Raw genomic sequence first — 17,196 nt, forward strand, 5'->3', positions numbered from 1 at the left:
CGGGAAGCGGTCACCCGGTCAGTGTGCGCCTCGGGAACGCGATGCACAAGGGCGGCGCGCGCTCGATTCGCGTTTTCGCGAGGAGTTACGTATGCTTGGTCCTCGGCAGTGAGCCCCAAAGGTTCACCCGGCCCCATCGTTTAGCGGCCTAGGACGCCGCCCTTTCACGGCGGTAGCACGGGTTCGAATCCCGTTGGGGTCACTCCACAATTCAATAAGCATGGCCCTGTAGCGCAGTTGGTTAGCGTGCCGCCCTGTCACGGCGGAGGTCGCGGGTTCAAGTCCCGTCAGGGTCGCTCCGAGCGACGGGCCCTTTTTTCGAAGAGGGCCTTTCGTCTAGGACGCGGCAGGTCTTGTATGAGAGATGCCGTGCGGCTCTGTAGCTCAGTTGGTAGAGCGTTCGACTGAAAATCGAAAGGTCACCGGATCGATGCCGGTCGGAGCCACTGAAACCCCCGCGTAGCTTCTACATCGCGGGGGTTTCGTCTTTTCCGCGGAATTGCGCGGATCTCAGGGTGTCGCGGGCTCGGGAACGCGACGCAGATTCGGCCAGATCTCGTCGTCAGGGCGCAGGGCTTGGGTCGCCGTCGGGAGCTTTTGCCCACGGTTTGCCCACGAACGAATCACGCGCCGCCCGGTCGAGGGCGATCGAGACGGACGTAAGATCCTCCGGAAACAGGTCTGCGTAGACGTCGAGCGTCATCGCTGCGGACGCGTGTCCGAGCATCCGTTGCAGGATCTTCACATTGGCTCCGGCAGAGATCGCCAGACTTGCGGCGGTGTGGCGGAGGTCGTGCGGGGTGATGTGTGGGAATCCGTCTGGCGAGGCGAGTTGAAGCCTCGCGACGGCCGGCGCGAACACTCGACGACGAAAGTTCCCTCCGCGGAGCACGGTGCCCTCCGCTGTGGGGAAGACGAGATCGTGCCGCTGTCCCGTCCTGACGTGAGCGGCGATCCCCTCGTCGAGCAGAGACGGATACGGAACGATGCGCTGCTCGTGGGTCTTTGGGGTGCCGAAGATCAGGGAGCCACGCACATCAGCGACCGCTCGACGCACGTGCACGACTCTGTTCGCCAGATCCACGTCGACAGGCCTCAGTGCTGCTGCCTCACCCCATCGGAGCCCGCTGTAGGCAAGGAGCCTCACAAGCGTGCCCCACTCCCCCGTGGCATCTGCAAGCTCGTGTACCTGCACGTGGCTCAGGTAGTGTCGCTCCGCCTTCGAGAGCCTCGGAAGCTCGATGTCCGCAGCCACATTGCGGGCAAGTCGCCCGTCGCGGACGGCATATGCGAGCGCACCCGACACAACGAGGTATATCTGCCGCGTCGAGGACGCGGACAGGGTCGTCGACAGTCGGGCCACCCACGTTTGCACGTGTGCGTGATCGATGTCGACAATTCTCACGTCGCCCCATTCGGGCAACACATGCTTGTCCAGCGAGTTTCGATAGCCCGACCGAGTCGTCGGCTTCACGCGGATCTTGCTCGCATACCACGCCTCCGCGATCTCCGAGAAGCGCACGCGTGAGCGACTCGGGTCTACCCACTCGCCTCGAAGCTTCGACGTCTCCACGGAGGTAAGGAAGTTCTCCGCCTCGCGCTTTGTGCGAAACCCGCGCTTGTCGGTTTGCTTGTTGTCGGGGCGACGGTATCGCACACGATAGCGACGCCCCGCTTTGGAATCGTAGGATTCGACGCTACCCACGGGTTCATAGTACCAATGCTTTGCGGAATGGACAGAGAGTTACGCAGTTCTTCGATCCGCCCCCATCTAGGCGGATGCTTCACTGCGTCATCCAAGGCTCTGTACGGCTCGTCCTCCGAGGCGGGCTGCATGTCATGCGGCGGAGCACGACGAACGCACGAGAGAGGACTGTTCGCGTTGGCGGACAGTTACCGGCAGTATCGACAGGACTGGAGAGTTCGGGTTAGCGGTCTGAATTGGGGAATGAGCGGGGGAGCTATGGCGGATCGACTTGAGCTGGCGAATGTGATCAGTGCATTGCGCACGGAGCTTGCGAGTGCGTGGGCCGACGGTGCTGAAAGCGCCATGGCATTTGAAGCAGGGCCGATCACTATCGAACTCACGACGGAGGTTCAAGTGGTCGATGTGAGCGGCAAGGTCTCCGCGAAGTTCTGGGTGCTATCGGCGGAAGCGAGCGCAAATCACGGCCGGACAAACACGCAGACGTTGACCTTCTCCATTACTCCACGGCTGCGGAGCGCGCCGAGTGAATCGATGCTCATTGGAGGATCGCCAGAGCCGGGCGTCACACGCCGCGCCCAGGCAGGACCAGAATCTTCAGACTAGTCCCGGGACGGGCGGTAACCACTGCGATGTGAGTGCTTCATGGATCTAAATCGCGTCGTGCAGATCTTCTCCTACGACGTTGCCGGAAATGAGATCACCGGCTCGGGCTACCTGCTGGCGCCGGACGTGGTGTTGACGGCGTCTCATCTCGTCGGCCCCTCGCCCGATGGTATGCAGGTGGAGTCCGGATTAGTTGAAGGATGGACCTCACGGGTCACCCAAAGTTTCGATCTCGGCAGTGACGTAGCCGTCCTCATCTGCGCAACCGCGGCGCCGATGGAACTCGGCGAGCGGCCCGTGGTCGGAAGTCTGGGCCGCGCGGGTGCCGTCGTGAGCTGCAGCGCCGCCGGTTTCCCAAGCATCGCCACGAAACGCTCCAACGCCATCATCCCCGGTCGCGGTTCTCCCATGGGTGACCGCGCATATGTCAGGGTCACTCATCTAGCGGGCGAAGTGAGCACGGGAACGGGCTTCACCGATAGATCAGTCACCATGCACCTCGACGCGAACTCCCGCCCGATCACGATGCCCGCACCCGGGAAATCTTCATTCGCGGGCCTCTCCGGCTCAGCGTTGTTCGTAGGAAACCACCTCATCGGCGTGGTGACGATAGATCCATCTCCAGATCATCCGACCGTACTTGAAGGCGTGCGGATCGCCGATGTTCTCGCGGGCCTACAACTCCACGACCCGAAGTTGATACAGCAGTTGGCGGAGCGTGTCCCGCAGCTTTCGATTGCGCCATTCGATGACGTGACGATCGATCGAACGGCCCCGATGACGCGCGCGGCTCAACGAGCGCGGGTCCAGACAATCCTCGAAGCAATCGACGGACAGCGCGTGCGGGGCCGTGCGGCTGAGTTGGCGATCATGAGCGACTTCTGCGCGAACTCGGACAGCACATACTTGGTTTGGCACGCAGACGCCTGGTCAGGCAAGACCGCGTTACTGGCGACGTTCGTGGCGGACGCCCCGGCGGGCATCGATGTGGTCTCGTTCTTCACTAGCCGCAACAGGCCAGATCAGCGAGACGCACGCGCCTTCGTCGAGTCCATAACCCATCAGCTTGAGGCCTACCTGGGCGAGCCACCGACGCAGAGCATGTTCTCCTATCGACTCGGCACAATTCAGGAGGGGTACTACTTCGAACTCCTGAGACGCGCATGCGAGCACGCGGCGGAGAATGGCCGGAGACTCGTGTTCATTGTCGACGCCCTCGACGAGGACGAGGCCTTCGATCTCGGGCCAGCATCGACTCCGTCGATCGCGAGCCTGTTGCCGGGCAGCATTCCTGGGTTAAGAGTGATTGTCGCTACTCGGCCCTATGACCTCATCTATCAATCATTGCCGCGACACCACCCGATGAGGGCAGCGGGCCCGCTGCAACTGACCCCCTCCTCCTTCGCTGCGGGAATCGAAGAGGAAGCCCACATACAGATCCGGCAGGCAGCGCAGCGCGACGACGGCACCACAAAACAGATCCTCGCCCTACTCGCCGCTGCCGGGGTCGCGATGTGTGCGAACGATCTCGCGAGTGTGCTCACCCGCCTGACTGATCCGGTCAATCCGGCGCAGGTTCTTCAGCGCCTTCAGAGCAGCCTGAGCCGAGCGGTTCGACGGGTCGTCCCACCGTTGGGGGCGAGGATACCTTCCGACTTCAATACCGCGTACGAATGGTCGCACGAAACCATACCCGGCATCGTAAGAGATGAACTCAGCCGCTCATATGTCGACCAGTGCCGCACAGCGCTCTCGCAATGGATCGACGTCGAGCAGGCGGGCGGCTGGTCGACCGATCGACCAATGTTCTTCGAGACCGCCTATCCCGCGGTGCTCACGATTTCGAGGAACTTCAACGAGTTGGCGCGCTGTGCGGTCGACCCCTACCGGCAGGACTGGTTGCGCTCGCGCCTCGGCACGGATGACCAGGCTCATACCGAAGTCCGAGACGCCATCGAGATGGGTATTCGAGATGGCGTCGCGGACATGGGCGACCTGCTTGTGCTGCGAACCGCAGAGAAGCGACTCATCCGTGCGGACAGTCGCGTGCCCGACGAGCTCGTACGGCTCCTCATCCGACTCGGACACCAAACCCGGGCGATTTCGCTGGCTGGTCGCCGCGGGTCACCGCACGACCGCGCGGCAGCGCTCATCGATGCTGCGAGAGTACTCGCGGAGCACTCCCGGGAGGCGCTCGCGGCTGAAACTCTGACCGGGGTGGAACGAATCGTGGCTTCGACCGACGCCGGAGACGATTCCGACGCATTGCTGTTGAAAGTAGGCGTGACGTTCGCACTTATGCGTGCGCCCGAAGAGGCGTTCCGCGTCGTCGACGGCATTAACGGCGATGGGAACAGAGGTGATGCGCTGCGAGCTGTTGCCACGGCGTTCGCCAAATCAGGAAATCCCGACGAAGCTCAACGCTTCCTCGACCGCATCGCCGACGACGAGCCACAGGTCGACGAGTGGCGAGCCTTGGCGATTGCTTTCGCTACCGCGGGGAGTCCACAGAAGGCGCACCTCGTGTTGGCGGGGATCGACGACGACGAATCGCGGGAGGATGCGCTACGCGGAGTCGCGATCGCATTCGCCGAGGCAGGAGACCCCGACGAAGCGCACCGAGTTGTTAGAAGCATCGCCGACGACAGCGTGCGGGAAGTCGCGCTACACGGCATGGCTTCCGCATTTGCAACCGCGGGGGAACCACATGAAGTCCAGCTCGCCGTTGGGGGCATCACGGACGAGACGTACAGGGACGACGCATGGCGAGCCGTAGCGATCGCATTCGTTGAGGCCGGACTTCCTGTCGAGGCCAACCTAGCGCTCGACCGGATCCGAGATCAGGTTGAACGTCTGGTCGCGACGACTTTCGTCGTCGAAGAATTGGTGCAGGCACAGATGTTGACTGAAGCCGAATCTCTCGCCGGACGTTCAGCGGATCCGTCTGAGGCTCTTGCGCTGGTCGGCCAGGCCTTCGTGGCCAACGGCGACGTGGCCGCAGCATCGCGGGTGTTTGAGGAGGCCGAGAGGCAGGCACGGAAAAGGACCTTCGTTTCAGATGCCCTGTCGGAACTCGCTGTTGCTCTGGCTGCGGTCGGCAATCTCTCCGATTCGTCTCGACTGTTTGCCGAGGCTGAGCGCGTACTCGGCGAGCCTGGTGGAGACTCCATCAGGGCGATCGATCTACTTGAGCTGGTGGAGCGACTCGCGACAGCGGGCCACGTCACTGACGCCGCGCGTTTGCTATCTCGCGTCGATCTAACTGATCGCGGTGCAGAGGTCAGGGGCGAGCGGGCAGTGCAATTGACCATCCGGGCGTACGCGCGCGCCGGCGACGCTGAAGGAGCAGATCGCCTAGCGAGGACGATACGGTCAGCATGGTCTCGGGCGGACGCGCTTTCCGGCGCCGTCGTCGCCCTGGCAGAGAACGGAAACCTCGTCAAGGCACGGACTCTCGCAAACTCGATTCCGATTCAGCACAAGCGGGACGAGGCGCTCTCAGCGGTGGCGGTGACTCTGGCTACACAAGGGCTGCGGGGCGCTGCGGAAGGGTTTCTCTCCGAGATCCCAACGTACGAACGCACGGGCGCTGTCGTTGAGGTCGCGGAAGCGCTGGCCGATGCAGGATTCATGGTCGACGCGGAACAGCTGATTCTCGCCGAGGCGGATCGCTACATCGACGCGCGCCCTGCCGACTACCTCTCGTTCGCCCTGGCGGGCGTCGCCGAAGGGCTGGCGCGAGTGGGTCGCCTTACTGAAGCCGAGCGATTGATCGACGCGATCGCAGAGGGGACACTGAAGAACGCAGACGAACGAGAACGTGGATTCGGGTATCGATGCATCGTCGCTGAGATCGCGCGAGCGGGCAATTACGTCGAGGCCGAACGCATCGCTAGAAGCGTCCGCTCCGAGCTCATCAGGGCATGGGCTCTACTTGACATTTGCAAAGCGCTGACGGAGTCGAATCTCCGGACCGTAGCAACGCGGCTCCTACTTGACGCCGAAGACGTGGCTGTCCACATAGAGAACGATGATCAGCGTGCGCGATGGTATGCAAGCTCCGCGAGCGTTTGGGCCGCATTGGGAAGAGTCATAGAGGGCAGACGAGTCCTCGACGTTTCTGAATCCGCGGCCATTGCCGTATCCGACCAAGTCCAACGCGCGCTGACACTGACGAAGATTGCAGCAGCTGCAGTCAATCTGTGGCATATCGCTGACGCGGATCGCCTGTTCTTCGAAGCCGAGCAGTTGGCCGATGCTCTCGACCGCGGCTCAATGCATCAGATTCTCGCGGGCATTGCTTCCGCTCAGGCAGACGCAATGAATATCGGAGAAGTGACGCGGCTGGCTAAGCGGCTTCAGCGGACCTTCCATCACGACAGGGTGCTCAGCAGTCTGGCAATAGCCCTGGCCCGCGGCGGCGATACCCAACGGGCGAAGAACACCGCCCATGGGCTCGAGAATCAATGGCGCCGCGCCCAGGCCTACCTCGATCTCACAATGGCACTGATGGATACCCGCAACCCACGCGAGGCGGCCGACACTCGGGCCGAAGCATTGGAGATGGTCGCCGCGCTTGAGAAGGAAGCGGCCAAGGTCGTCGATCCCGTCGAGCGCGCGTCGTCATTCATGCGAGTCGCGGAGTTCTTCACGCAACTCGGCGAGTTTGCGAGGGCGCGCATCTACGTGCTTCAAGCATTGTCGCTCGCGCCCAACGACACAGGATCGGGTGAGATGTGGGCAACGCTCGCGGCTGCAGACCCCTCGGGTTGGCCGCGCCGACTTACATTGATCCTCCCGGGCACGAGACCCTCTGATCCGTAGGCAAGCGGGAACGGTTGTCGATCCCTTGTGAACATTGGGATCGACGCCGCCGGTTCACACATTGGTGCACACATCCCTGGCGTGTGCGAGAGCGGGCTCACCCCGCCGATCTCAACCACCCTGTCTGTGGTTGTGGACGAAAGCCGGCCGCGCGCTCCGGCGCAGCTGCCCTCGGACCTCGTCGATCGTCGCGAGGATCGACACCGTCTCGTCGTGCGTGTGCAGCGGCGACTCGACCCACCCCTCGGCCACGTATGACGCGAATGCGGTCGCCTGATAGGCGTAGCCGTCGGTCGGCCCGTCGACGGACGGATGCCGCCACGTCGCGGTCTCCTGGGCACCCCACGGCCCCACCACGACGGTCATCTCCGTGGGCGTGAACCATGGCGAGGCGAACGCGACGCGGCCCGCGGACCCGGCGACGTCGGCCGTCGCGGGGAGCGATGTGACAAGCGATGTCGACAGCAGGGCGGCGGAATCGGCTTCGCTGGTGAGCAGGATGTTCGCGGTGGCGTCGACGCCATCGGGTGTGACGGTGCCCGCCGCCACGACGCCTGACGGCGTGCCGAGCACCATCGACGCGAGCGCGATCGGGTAGATGCCGGCATCCAGGAGCCCACCGCCTCCCAGAGCCGGATTCCACAACCTGCTACCCGGGTCGTACGGGATGAGCGGGCCGAAGTCGGCGCGCACGAGTCGCACATCACCCAGCAGCCCATCGGCAAGGATTTGACGCAGCACGTCGGTCTGCGGCAGGTACCGCGTCCACATCGCCTCCATGGCGAGCACGCCGGCGGCGCGAGCTGCATCGGCGATCTCGCGCGCTGCGGTGGCGGTCATCGCGATCGGCTTCTCGACGAGCACGGGCTTACCCGCCGCGATCGCCTCGAGGGCGAAGTCCCGATGTAGTGGATGCGGCGTGGAGATGTAGACCGCGTCGACGCCTGGGTCGGCGATGAGGGCCGAGGTGTCGGTGTACCAGCGGTCGATGCCGTGCCGGCCCGCGACAGCCGCGGTCTTCGCTGCGTCGCGGGCGGCGATCGCCACCACACGCTGGGGTGTGTGGCCGTGGACGGAGCCGACGAACCGCGCACCGATGCCGGTGCCGATCACGCCCCACCGCAGCGGCGGCACCGCGGCCGGATCGATCAGCCGCGGCGAGGGAAGGATGAGTGTCACGAACGGTCTCCGGTCGAGGCGCGCCGTGTCGCGAGATGGCTGCGTAGGGCGTCGATGACGAGCGCGTGGTCTTCCGCGTCGCTCAGACCTGACACGACGGCCACCCCGACGGTGGTGCCCGCGACCCGAATCGGCACGGCTCCCCCAGCGAGGACGTAGCGCATCGGGTCAAGTCCGCCCGCCGGCTTGGCCTCGGTCACTCCGTAGCGACGTAGGCGCGACGTCACGATCCAGGAACTCGCGTCGTACCGGCGCGTGAGCGCGGCCTTACGTTCCATCCACGCGTCGTTGTCGGCAGAGGTACCACGCATGGCGGCGTGGAACACCCGCTGCTCCCCCAGCCAGATCGCCGTGGTGATCGCCAGTGCGCCATCGGTCGCCGTGCCGACGATGTGGCCCCCGACGGCGCGCGCATCGTCGTGGGTGAAGCGCGGGAACGACAGCGACCACTCTTCCTGCACGAGGTCGTCGAGCTCGGTATCCGGCATTGTTCTCCTTGCTTGTTCGCTTCGCCTGCAACGAGCACGCTGCGGCTCAGGGCGCCGTTGTCACGTCGATACGCGTTGCGAGCGCCGCATCCGACGACCCCCCGATGAAGACGTCGAAGGCTCCCGCCTCGACGTCGAAGCCTGGGGTGCAGTGCGACTCAGACCAGAACGCCAGATCCTCGAAGCCCAGATCGAACGACACCGACTGCGACTCGCCTGGCTCCAGGTGCAGACGGGAGAACTTCCGCAGCACTCTGATCGGCTGCACGCGATGGGCGACGAGGTCGTGCACGTAGAGTTGCACGATCTCGTTTCCCGCACGCTCGCCGACGTTGGTCACGGTGATCTCGAGACCGAACGTTGCGCCGTGCCGCAGACTGTCGAGGGTCAGCGTCCCGGTCGGCACGCGTGCTTCCGAGTACTCGAACCGGGTGTAGGTGAGGCCGTGTCCGAAAGGGAGCAGAGGCCCGAGGTCGAGGTCGAGGTACTTCGAGGAGTACTTGTCGTCGACGTTGTTGGGACCGTGGAGGGCCGGGTCCCACTTCGTCGGTTCCAGCTGGCCGCCGACGGTTGCGGGGCGTCCCGTGTTCTCGTGGCTGTAGAAGATCGGCACCTGGCTGCTGCTCCGGGGCAGCGATACGGGCAGCTTGCCGGACGGCGCGGTGCGCCCCGTAAGCGCGGAGACGATCGCGTGCGGTGCCTCGGTTCCGAGGTGCCAGGCCTGCAGCACGGCCGGCGCCCGATGAAACCATTCGCTCAGCGCGAGCGGCCGACCGCTCTCGATGACCACGATGAAGGGCACCCCTGTGTCTGCGATGGCATGGATGAGCGCCTCCTGCTGGCCGGGGAGGCGCAGGTCGCTTCGTGACGCGGCCTCGCCCGAGAGGTTGCTCGGCTCGCCGACGAACAGGACGACCAGATCACTCTCTGCGGCCCGCGAAGCCGCCTCCGCAGCAAGCGACGGGTCGTCTCCGCCGAGGAACGTCGCGCCCGGGCTCAGCAAAACCTCCGTCTCGGGGAGCCGGCGCCGCAGCTCGTCCACGATGTTTCCCGACGGAGTGGCGAACGACTGCACCCAGGCCCCGAGGTGATCGGTGCTGTTCGCGTACGGGCCGGTGACCAGGATTCGACTGGGCGCGGCGAGAGGCAGCAGTGCGTCGTCGTTCTTGAGCAGCACCATCGATGACGCCGCAACGTCGCGGGCGATCTGACGGTGTTCGGAAGTCGCCTCGAGGATCTCGCGTTCGGGATCGACGTACGGGTCGTCGAAGAGGCCGAGGGCGACCTTCAGTGTCAGGACCCGACGAACGGCGTCGTCGACGACCGTGGGCGAGAGCTCCGCGTCGGTGAGGGCGGGGATGCCGTCCTTCACCACGTTGCCTCCCATCTCGACCGTCAAGCCCGCGCGGAAGGCGAGGAGGAGTGCTTCGGAGGGGGTTGCCGCGATCCCATGCGGGATCAGGTTCATGACTCCGTCTGCATCTCCCACGACGACGCCCTCGAACCCCCACTCCCCACGCAGCACCTCGGTGAGCAGGCGCCCGTTGGCGTGCATGGGAACGCCGTCGATGGTGTTGAACGCTGCCATGACGGTGGCGGCGCCGGCATCCACCACCGCCTTGAAGGGGGGTAGGTAGGTGTTTCGGAGGCGGTACTCGGACATGTCCGTCGTGTTGTAGTCACGTCCGCCCTCTGCGTGGCCGTAGCCGACAAAGTGCTTCGCGCACGCGGCGATGGCGTCGGCGGCGGCCAGGTCGTCGCCCTGGTATCCGCGCACCATCGCCGCGCCGAAGGCGCTGTTGAGGAGGACGTCCTCGCCGAAGCCCTCGACCACGCGCCCCCAGCGCGGGTCCCGCGAGACATCCACCATCGGGGAGAAGGTCCAGTTCACGCCGCCGGATGCCGCCTCCCGGCCCGAGATGCGGGCGACGACCTCCGCCAGCTCCGGTTGGAAGCTGGAGGCCAGAGCGAGCGGTGTCGGGAAGATCGTCCGCTGGCCGTGGATGACGTCGAGACCGACGAGCAGCGGGATGCCGAGCCGCGTATTCGTCACCGCGTGGCGTTGCATCGCATTGGTCGCCTCGGCGCTGCCCTGCCAGAAGATGCAGCCCATGCCGGCGGAGACGAGGTCGCGCGTGCGTCCCGCATCCGGGTGATAGGTGATCTGCAGTTGGCCGAGCTTCTCCTGCCAGGTCATCCGGGCGAGGAGGTCTTCGACGAACTGGTCATTCACGAGGGTTTCCTTTCGAGACGGTCGCAGTGGCGTCGATCGACCACGGTTGCAGCGTCGCATAGCGATACCACGTCAGTTCTTCCAAGAGCCAGGGGCCCTGCTCGGATGAGCGCGAGTACCGTGCGAGCAGGCTTCCCCGCTGATGTTCGACCTGTCCGGGACCGCGGCGTGCGATGACGGTGACGCTGGCGAAGACATCCGCCGACAGCAGCCCCTCGCCCACGTGGACGACGGGCGAGGTCGCGAGGATGAAGCCGGATGCCCCGTCCCCGCTCGAGGTCAGCATCCGGCGGGCCGCTGACGCGGCCGAGGCGCTGATGTCGGCATCCGTCAGCACGTCCAGACCCCGCTCGTTGTAGCCGTGACAGAGGCCCATCAACGAGTTCCGGAGCTCCAATGTCAGCAGGGTGCGGGGGGAGACCCCCTCATCGGACACCCCTCGCACCCCCGCCGGGACGGCGACCCACGACTTGCTGTCGGCGAGGTGCTGCTCGAGATGCGGATCCGGCTCCCGCCGCCACGGTGTGGTGGACAGGAGGGGGCGCCACGCCAGCCGACGGAACTTCCACACGCCTTCGTGGAGCGCGAACTCGTTGTCGTAGGACCCGATGACGTAGCGGAGCGTCGGACCCATTCCGTCTTCCTCGGCGTCCGACGCCACCGCCCCCAACGTCGTCCATGACGCCCGAACCACTCCGCTGCGGCCCTCCGGGCGGATGTACTGCGTGGCAGGAAGGTGATTGCGCCACTGACCGGTGGGTCCCATGTCGTCCAGCACCACCTCTGCCCCCGGGCACAGCAGGTCGTCGATCTCGGAGGTTCGACCGGACTGCGAGAGCAGCAGCATCCGGCTCTGCGCGAACTGCACTCCGTAGAGGATGCTCGGTTTCATCGTGCTGACGCACCTCCTCGGGGAAAGGGATGCTCCACGAGGTGCATCTCGCGGCGGGTGGCGTAGGTGTCGTCCTCCTCGGCGTCCCAGACCCAGATCGGCTGCGCCATCATGAACCGCGCGTGCAGTTCCCGGATGCGCCACGCGCCGTGCTCCCTGACGAGGAGGTCGTCCCAGATCTCGAAGGCGGCCCGCACCGAGTACGGCGGCGAGAAGAGCTCCGGCGAGAAGTTGAGCACCAGGTAGCCGAACGTCGGAGCGATGATCCGCGCGTGCGCGCCGTCATCTTCCATATCGATCAGCGGCGCGCAGATCTGCCATCCAGTGTGGAAGGAGTCCTCCCGCGGCGACACCTTCGCAAGGTCCGAGAACTTGCGGCGGATGTCGTCGAAACCCGTCACCGTGTCGCCGGCGATGTCGAAGAGCGGATCCCTCTCGCTGAAGATGTGGGGGATCTCCTCGTGCCGGTGGAGGGCGTACGCCTGTTCGTAGAAGTACTTGAGCTGCTCGATCTCCAGCACGTCGTCCGCGTTCATCAGCGGCGGCGTCGCCTCGGTGGGGGCGCCGGCTGCAGACGGGCTCATGCGGGCAGCAGTCGTTCGGACAGGAATGCCACGGCCCGCTCGAGCTGCGGCATCGGGTCCACGTCATCGAAGACGTGACCTCCTCCGGGGACCATCACCACCTCCACCGGTACGCCGGCGTCGATGAGACGGTCGGCGAGCACCGTGGACTGCTGCGGCGGCACGGCTCTGTCTGCTTCCCCGTGGATGAAGAGGAAGGGCGGCGACGTCGGGGTGACGTGATGGGTCGGCGAGACGACGCGGTGTCCCTCCTCCCGATCGTAGGGAGAGCCGTCCAGCAGGACGTCGATGGGCGGCGGGAGGATCTCGCCGAACTGCGCGAGCATGATGCGCTTGACGGGCTCGGGCAGGTTGTCCTGCGAGGGCATGGTGGCGACGTCGGTCACGGGGTAGAAGCAGACGGCCGCCGCGACGCCGCTGTCACCCGTGGGAACACCGATGGTCCCTTCGAGGTCGGGGTCTCCGGCGATCGTGGCGCACAGTGCCGCCAGATGCCCGCCCGCGGACTCCCCCCAGACGGCGACCCGTTCGCGGTCCAGGCCGAGGTCGTCCGCGTACGCCCGCAGATAGCGGATCGCTGCCTTGGCGTCGTGAAGCTGAGCGGGGAACGCGGCCTCACGGGCGTGCCGGTAGTCGATCGTCGCGACAGCGATGCCGGCGTCGATCAGGAGCTGATCTACGGAGCCGATCGGCCAGTTGGGGGGAAGGAGCTCGCGGCCGCCGAACATCCAGGCACCACCATGGATCCACACCACAACGGGCACCGGAGCATCTGTGGCGGCGCCGTGCGGGACGTGGAGGTCGAGCTGCAGGTTCCGATATCCGATGGGCGCTGCGTAGGTGATCCCGGCGAAGGTGTCGGCTCCGCGGGGCCGTGGAGCCCGCACCGTGGGTGGGTAGAACGGAGGGACGAACCCGTTCTGCATGGCGGGGGCGGTCAGCTGGGACGGCGAAATGGTCATGATGTCCTGATGGGTCGTCGGTGAGGGCAGTATCTGCCGTCAGCGCACAGCCGTGATCGATTCGGTCTGCGATCTGAGGAATATCCGACGCTCCTCGCGACGGATTCTCTGCTGAGCGGGGTCGGCGATCGGGGCCGCCAAGAGCAGCGCGCGGGTGTACGGATGCTGCGGATCCGAGATCACATCCTCCGTGGGACCCGACTCGACGATGCGGCCTGCGCGCATGACGGCCACGGTGTGGCTGACGTGGCGGACGACGTCGAGGTCGTGCGTGACGAAGAGAAGGGCGACGCCGAGACGACCCTGGATCTCCTGGAACAGCGCCAGCACGCGCGACTGAGTGGACTGGTCCAGCGCGCTGACGGGTTCGTCGCACACGATCAGCCGAGGCTCACGGCAGAGCGCTCTGGCGATGGCGATGCGCTGTCGCTGCCCGCCGGAGAACTCGCGCGCATAGCGATTGCCGGAGTTCGACGGCAGGTGCACCTGATCCAGCAGCTCGCGAACGCGCCGATTCGCATCGTTGCGGGAGGTCCCTGTCACGAGAAGCGGCTCGGTCAGGATGTCGGCCACCGTCATCGCGGGATTGAGCGAGGTGTACGGGTCTTGGAAGACGACTTGGATGTCGCGGCTCAACGCCTGACGCTCACGCGCCCGGATCCGCGCGATGGAGCGACCGTCGAATCGGACGTCACCTGCGGTGACGGGGGCGAGTCCGAGGACGGCGCGGCCGATGGTCGTCTTCCCGGAGCCGGACTCGCCGACCAGCCCGAGGGTCTCACCGGGCCGGATCTTCAGGCTGACGCCGTGGAGAGCGCGGAACCCCCCGCGCCGGAACCGGCCGGGGTATTCCACCACCAGATCCTCGACGACCAGGAGGTTCTCATCCGCATCGTGTGCAGCGTTCATCGGTCGCTCCCTCCGTGCTCACCGAGCGGTTCGTCGGGCGCGGCGACTGCCGATTCGTCGCTGGGATCGGCGGAGGCGAGAGCCGAGTTGAGCAGCATTCGCGTGTACTCGTGCCGGGGAGCGGCGAAGAGCTCCGCGACGGCTGCCTCCTCGACGATCTCGCCGGCGCGCATGACGGCGACGCGGTCGCAGATGTCGGCGACCACCCCGAGATTGTGGGTGACGAGCAGGACACCCATCTCCCTCTCGGTCTGCAGGCTGCGCAGCAGCTCGAGGACGTCCGCCTGGACCGTGACGTCAAGCGCTGTGGTGGGCTCGTCGGCGATCAGCAGCTTGGGGTTGCACGAGACGGCCCCGGCGATCAGAACGCGCTGCGCCATTCCGCCCGAAACCTCATGGGGGTACGAATGGAACACCCTCTCGGGATCCGGTATGCCGACGCGAGCCAGGAGCCGGAGCGCTTCGTCCTTGGCTTCCCGCCTCGACAGACCGAGGTGCTGCCGCACGGGCTCCGTGAGCTGGAAACCGATGCGGAACGCCGGGTCCAGGTTGCTCATGGGCTCCTGGGGGATGTAGCCGATGCCGATGCCGCGGAGGGCGTTGCGCTGCGCGGAATCCAGGGAGAGGAGGTCCACACCGTCGAACGCCAGGGTCGCCGCACTGAGAGTGGCCTCCTCCGGGAGCAGTCCGAGAATCGAGAAGGCCGTCTGCGACTTGCCAGATCCGGATTCCCCGACCAGTCCGAGGACTGTGCCGCGCTCGAGTCGCAGGGAGACGCCGTTCACGACGACCGCCTCGGACTCGTCCGGACGAGGGTAAGACACCTTCAGGTCGTCGACGACGAGGAGGGCCCGATCGGCGCCCGCGCGGGCACCCTTGGGCGAGGCATCCCTCTTCTCCCGCGTACGCGCGCGGGCGGCGGCCGGTCGGCGGGTGACCTTCGCGCGGCGGCGGTCGGCGGGTGTGGTGTCGCCGGCCAGCGCATCGCGCAGTCCGTTTCCGATGAGCGTGAAGGCGACCACCGTCAGCACGAGGGCGACGCTCGGCCAGCTCAAGAGCCAGGGAGCGTTGTAGACGTTCTGGGTGGCGTCGGAGAGCATCATGCCCCAGCTGGCGCGATCAGCCGACCCCAGCCCGAGGAACGCGATTCCCGCTTCGATTCCGATTCCGGCACCGGCCAGGAGGGCGGCGTAGATGATGGTGGGCTTTATGACGACCGGCAGGATGTGGCGGCGCATGATGCGGGTGTCGGTCAGGCCGGAGACCTTCGCCGCGTCCACGTACAGCTCCTCGCGCACGGCCCGGACAGAGCTGCGGATGAGGAGGAACACGGTCGGGGCGATCAGGACACCGAACACCGCCAGCGCGAGGGCCGAGCTGCGCCCGACCCGTGCGAGGACCACCAGGAGCACGACGATCGCAGGTAGCGAGAGAAGGGCGCTGCTCACCCATGTGCTGATCCCGTCGACGGCGCCCTGCCGATATCCGGCGAGCAGGCCGAAGGGCACACCGATCAGCACGCTCACGCCGATCACGATCACGGCGCTCTGGAGACTCGTCTGTGTGCCATAGATGAGGTTCGCCAGGACGTCCCGGCCCAGTCCGTCGGTGCCGAGCAGATGCCCGGGAGAAAGCGGCGGTGCCAGCACGTTGTTGAGATCGCTCACCATGGGGTCGTACGGGGTCAGCAGGGGTGCGCAGATCGCGACGATGAGCAGAACGCCGACGAAGACGAGCGAGATGACGGCCGCCGGTTCGTGAAGGAGACGGCGGATGACGCCCGGGCGCCGCTCGTCTTCCTCCGTGAGCTGCATGCCGGTCGCGGCATCGGTGACAAGATCGGCGCTCATGAGACACGTACCTTCGGATTGATCCATCCCTGTGCGATGTCGACGATCAGGTTGACGAGGACGACGAGGACGACGGTCACGGCGACGACACCGAGGACGACGGGGAGGTCGCCACGGGATGCTGACGTGTTCGCCTGAGTTCCGATCCCCGGGATGTTGAAGACCTTCTCCACGATCACGGACCCGGAGATGGCGATGATGAAGGTCAGCGAGATCGTGGTGAGCGCGGGCCCGGCGGCATTCCGCAGAGTGTGTCGCAACAGCACGCTGCGATCGGACAACCCGCGACTGCGGAGCGTCCGGACGTAGTCCTGTCGGAGCACGTCGATCATCGATCCGCGCACTTGCAGGGCGATCGAGGCGATCGAGGCGAGTGCGAGTGCGGTGACGGGAAGAACGATGGATGCCAGCCAATCCGAGGGTGAGGCGGCGAACGCGGTGTAGCCGGTAGCGGGGAACAGACCGAGCTGCACGGCGAAGACGACGGCAAGCACGATCGCGACGAGGAACGCGGGCACGGCCTGGATGACGGTCGAGAAGAACTGTAGCCCGCGGTCGACGGCACCCCGGCGGGTGGCGGCGACGACGCCGATCACCGTACCGATCACCGTCGACACCAGAATGGCGCCGATGACCATGGACAGCGTGGGCGGGAGCGCGAACCCCAGAAGCTCCGTGACCGGCTGGCTCGAGTACCAGGAGGTGCCGAGGTCGCCCGTGATCGCCGATGTGAGCCAGTTGACGTACTGCACGACCACGGGAAGGTCGAGGCCCAGCTCCGCGCGCTTGGCTTCGACGAGCTCGGCTGAGGCCGTGGGGCCGAGGATCTGGCGTGCGGGATCACTGCCGATCGCGTTCAACAGGAAGAACGTGACGGTCACGATCACGAAGAGCAGGAAGATCCCTCCGCCCACGCGCCGGAGAAGAAAGTAGAACACAGGTACTCCTTGGTGTGGGGAGGGGC

12 protein-coding genes and 3 tRNA genes are annotated in these 17,196 nt (G+C 65.8%); 5 read left to right on the top strand and 10 right to left on the bottom strand.

All coding sequences use genetic code 11. From position 1 onward, the window contains the following. Window positions 1-129 precede the first annotated feature (129 nt). The 3 genes from ASF40_RS20190 (at window position 130) to ASF40_RS20200 (ending at window position 446) form a co-directional block, all read left to right on the top strand. Window positions 130-202: transfer RNA gene (locus ASF40_RS20190), tRNA-Glu, on the top strand. A 20-nt stretch (window positions 203-222) separates the two neighbouring features. Continuing rightward, window positions 223-296, top strand: a tRNA-Asp gene (locus ASF40_RS20195). Between the two features lie 77 nt (window positions 297-373). Then, window positions 374-446: transfer RNA gene (locus ASF40_RS20200), tRNA-Phe, on the top strand. A gap of 116 nt (window positions 447-562) precedes the next feature. Here the strand turns inward: ASF40_RS20200 and ASF40_RS20205 are convergent. Beyond that, window positions 563-1,705, bottom strand: coding sequence for a site-specific integrase (locus ASF40_RS20205; RefSeq protein WP_235560307.1), 1,143 nt, complete (start codon window positions 1,703-1,705; stop codon window positions 563-565). Between the two features lie 258 nt (window positions 1,706-1,963). On the opposite strand from ASF40_RS20205, the gene ASF40_RS21215 reads away from it, so the two are divergent. Together ASF40_RS21215 and ASF40_RS20210 are read left to right on the top strand one after the other, a co-directional pair. Then, on the top strand, window positions 1,964-2,311 hold the full coding sequence (locus ASF40_RS21215; protein ID WP_157549856.1) for a trypco2 family protein: 348 nt from the start codon (window positions 1,964-1,966) through the stop codon (window positions 2,309-2,311). Window positions 2,312-2,368: 57 nt separating this feature from the next. Beyond that, entirely contained in the window at window positions 2,369-7,135 is a 4,767-nt protein-coding gene (locus tag ASF40_RS20210; RefSeq protein ID WP_056372533.1) for a hypothetical protein, read from the top strand. Between the two features lie 111 nt (window positions 7,136-7,246). On the opposite strand, the gene ASF40_RS20215 is transcribed toward ASF40_RS20210, so the two are convergent. From ASF40_RS20215 to ASF40_RS20255, 9 genes are read right to left on the bottom strand one after another with little or no spacing between them, the layout of a single operon-like run. Then, window positions 7,247-8,314 (bottom strand): Gfo/Idh/MocA family protein, encoded by a 1,068-nt coding sequence (locus ASF40_RS20215; RefSeq protein WP_056372535.1) that lies wholly within the window; start codon window positions 8,312-8,314, stop codon window positions 7,247-7,249. After that, window positions 8,311-8,802, bottom strand: a complete 492-nt coding sequence (locus ASF40_RS20220) for a heme-degrading domain-containing protein (protein WP_056372537.1) — start codon at window positions 8,800-8,802, stop codon at window positions 8,311-8,313. The genes ASF40_RS20215 and ASF40_RS20220 overlap by 4 nt, the downstream gene beginning before the upstream one ends. Window positions 8,803-8,848: 46 nt before the next feature. Continuing rightward, entirely contained in the window at window positions 8,849-11,035 is a 2,187-nt protein-coding gene (locus ASF40_RS20225) for a glycoside hydrolase family 3 N-terminal domain-containing protein (protein ID WP_235560308.1), read from the bottom strand. Next, on the bottom strand, window positions 11,028-11,927 hold the full coding sequence (locus ASF40_RS20230) for a hypothetical protein (protein WP_056372539.1): 900 nt from the start codon (window positions 11,925-11,927) through the stop codon (window positions 11,028-11,030). The genes ASF40_RS20225 and ASF40_RS20230 overlap by 8 nt, the downstream gene beginning before the upstream one ends. Continuing rightward, on the bottom strand, window positions 11,924-12,511 hold the full coding sequence (locus ASF40_RS20235) for a nuclear transport factor 2 family protein (protein WP_056372541.1): 588 nt from the start codon (window positions 12,509-12,511) through the stop codon (window positions 11,924-11,926). The genes ASF40_RS20230 and ASF40_RS20235 overlap by 4 nt, the downstream gene beginning before the upstream one ends. Next, window positions 12,508-13,473, bottom strand: a complete 966-nt coding sequence (locus tag ASF40_RS20240) for an alpha/beta hydrolase (RefSeq protein WP_056372543.1) — start codon at window positions 13,471-13,473, stop codon at window positions 12,508-12,510. The genes ASF40_RS20235 and ASF40_RS20240 overlap by 4 nt, the downstream gene beginning before the upstream one ends. Before the next feature lie 39 nt (window positions 13,474-13,512). After that, entirely contained in the window at window positions 13,513-14,382 is an 870-nt protein-coding gene (locus tag ASF40_RS20245; protein ID WP_056372545.1) for an ATP-binding cassette domain-containing protein, read from the bottom strand. Next, the gene (locus ASF40_RS20250) at window positions 14,379-16,232 is read right to left on the bottom strand and encodes a dipeptide/oligopeptide/nickel ABC transporter permease/ATP-binding protein (RefSeq protein ID WP_082497236.1); all 1,854 of its coding nucleotides are present in this window, start codon (window positions 16,230-16,232) and stop codon (window positions 14,379-14,381) included. The genes ASF40_RS20245 and ASF40_RS20250 overlap by 4 nt, the downstream gene beginning before the upstream one ends. Next, window positions 16,229-17,170, bottom strand: a complete 942-nt coding sequence (locus tag ASF40_RS20255; RefSeq protein ID WP_056372547.1) for an ABC transporter permease — start codon at window positions 17,168-17,170, stop codon at window positions 16,229-16,231. Before ASF40_RS20255 ends, ASF40_RS20250 begins: the two co-directional genes overlap by 4 nt. Window positions 17,171-17,196: the final 26 nt, after the last annotated feature.

The sequence above is a fragment of the Microbacterium sp. Leaf288 genome, assembly GCF_001422925.1.
In the GTDB taxonomy this organism is placed as follows: Bacteria; Actinomycetota; Actinomycetes; order Actinomycetales; family Microbacteriaceae; genus Microbacterium.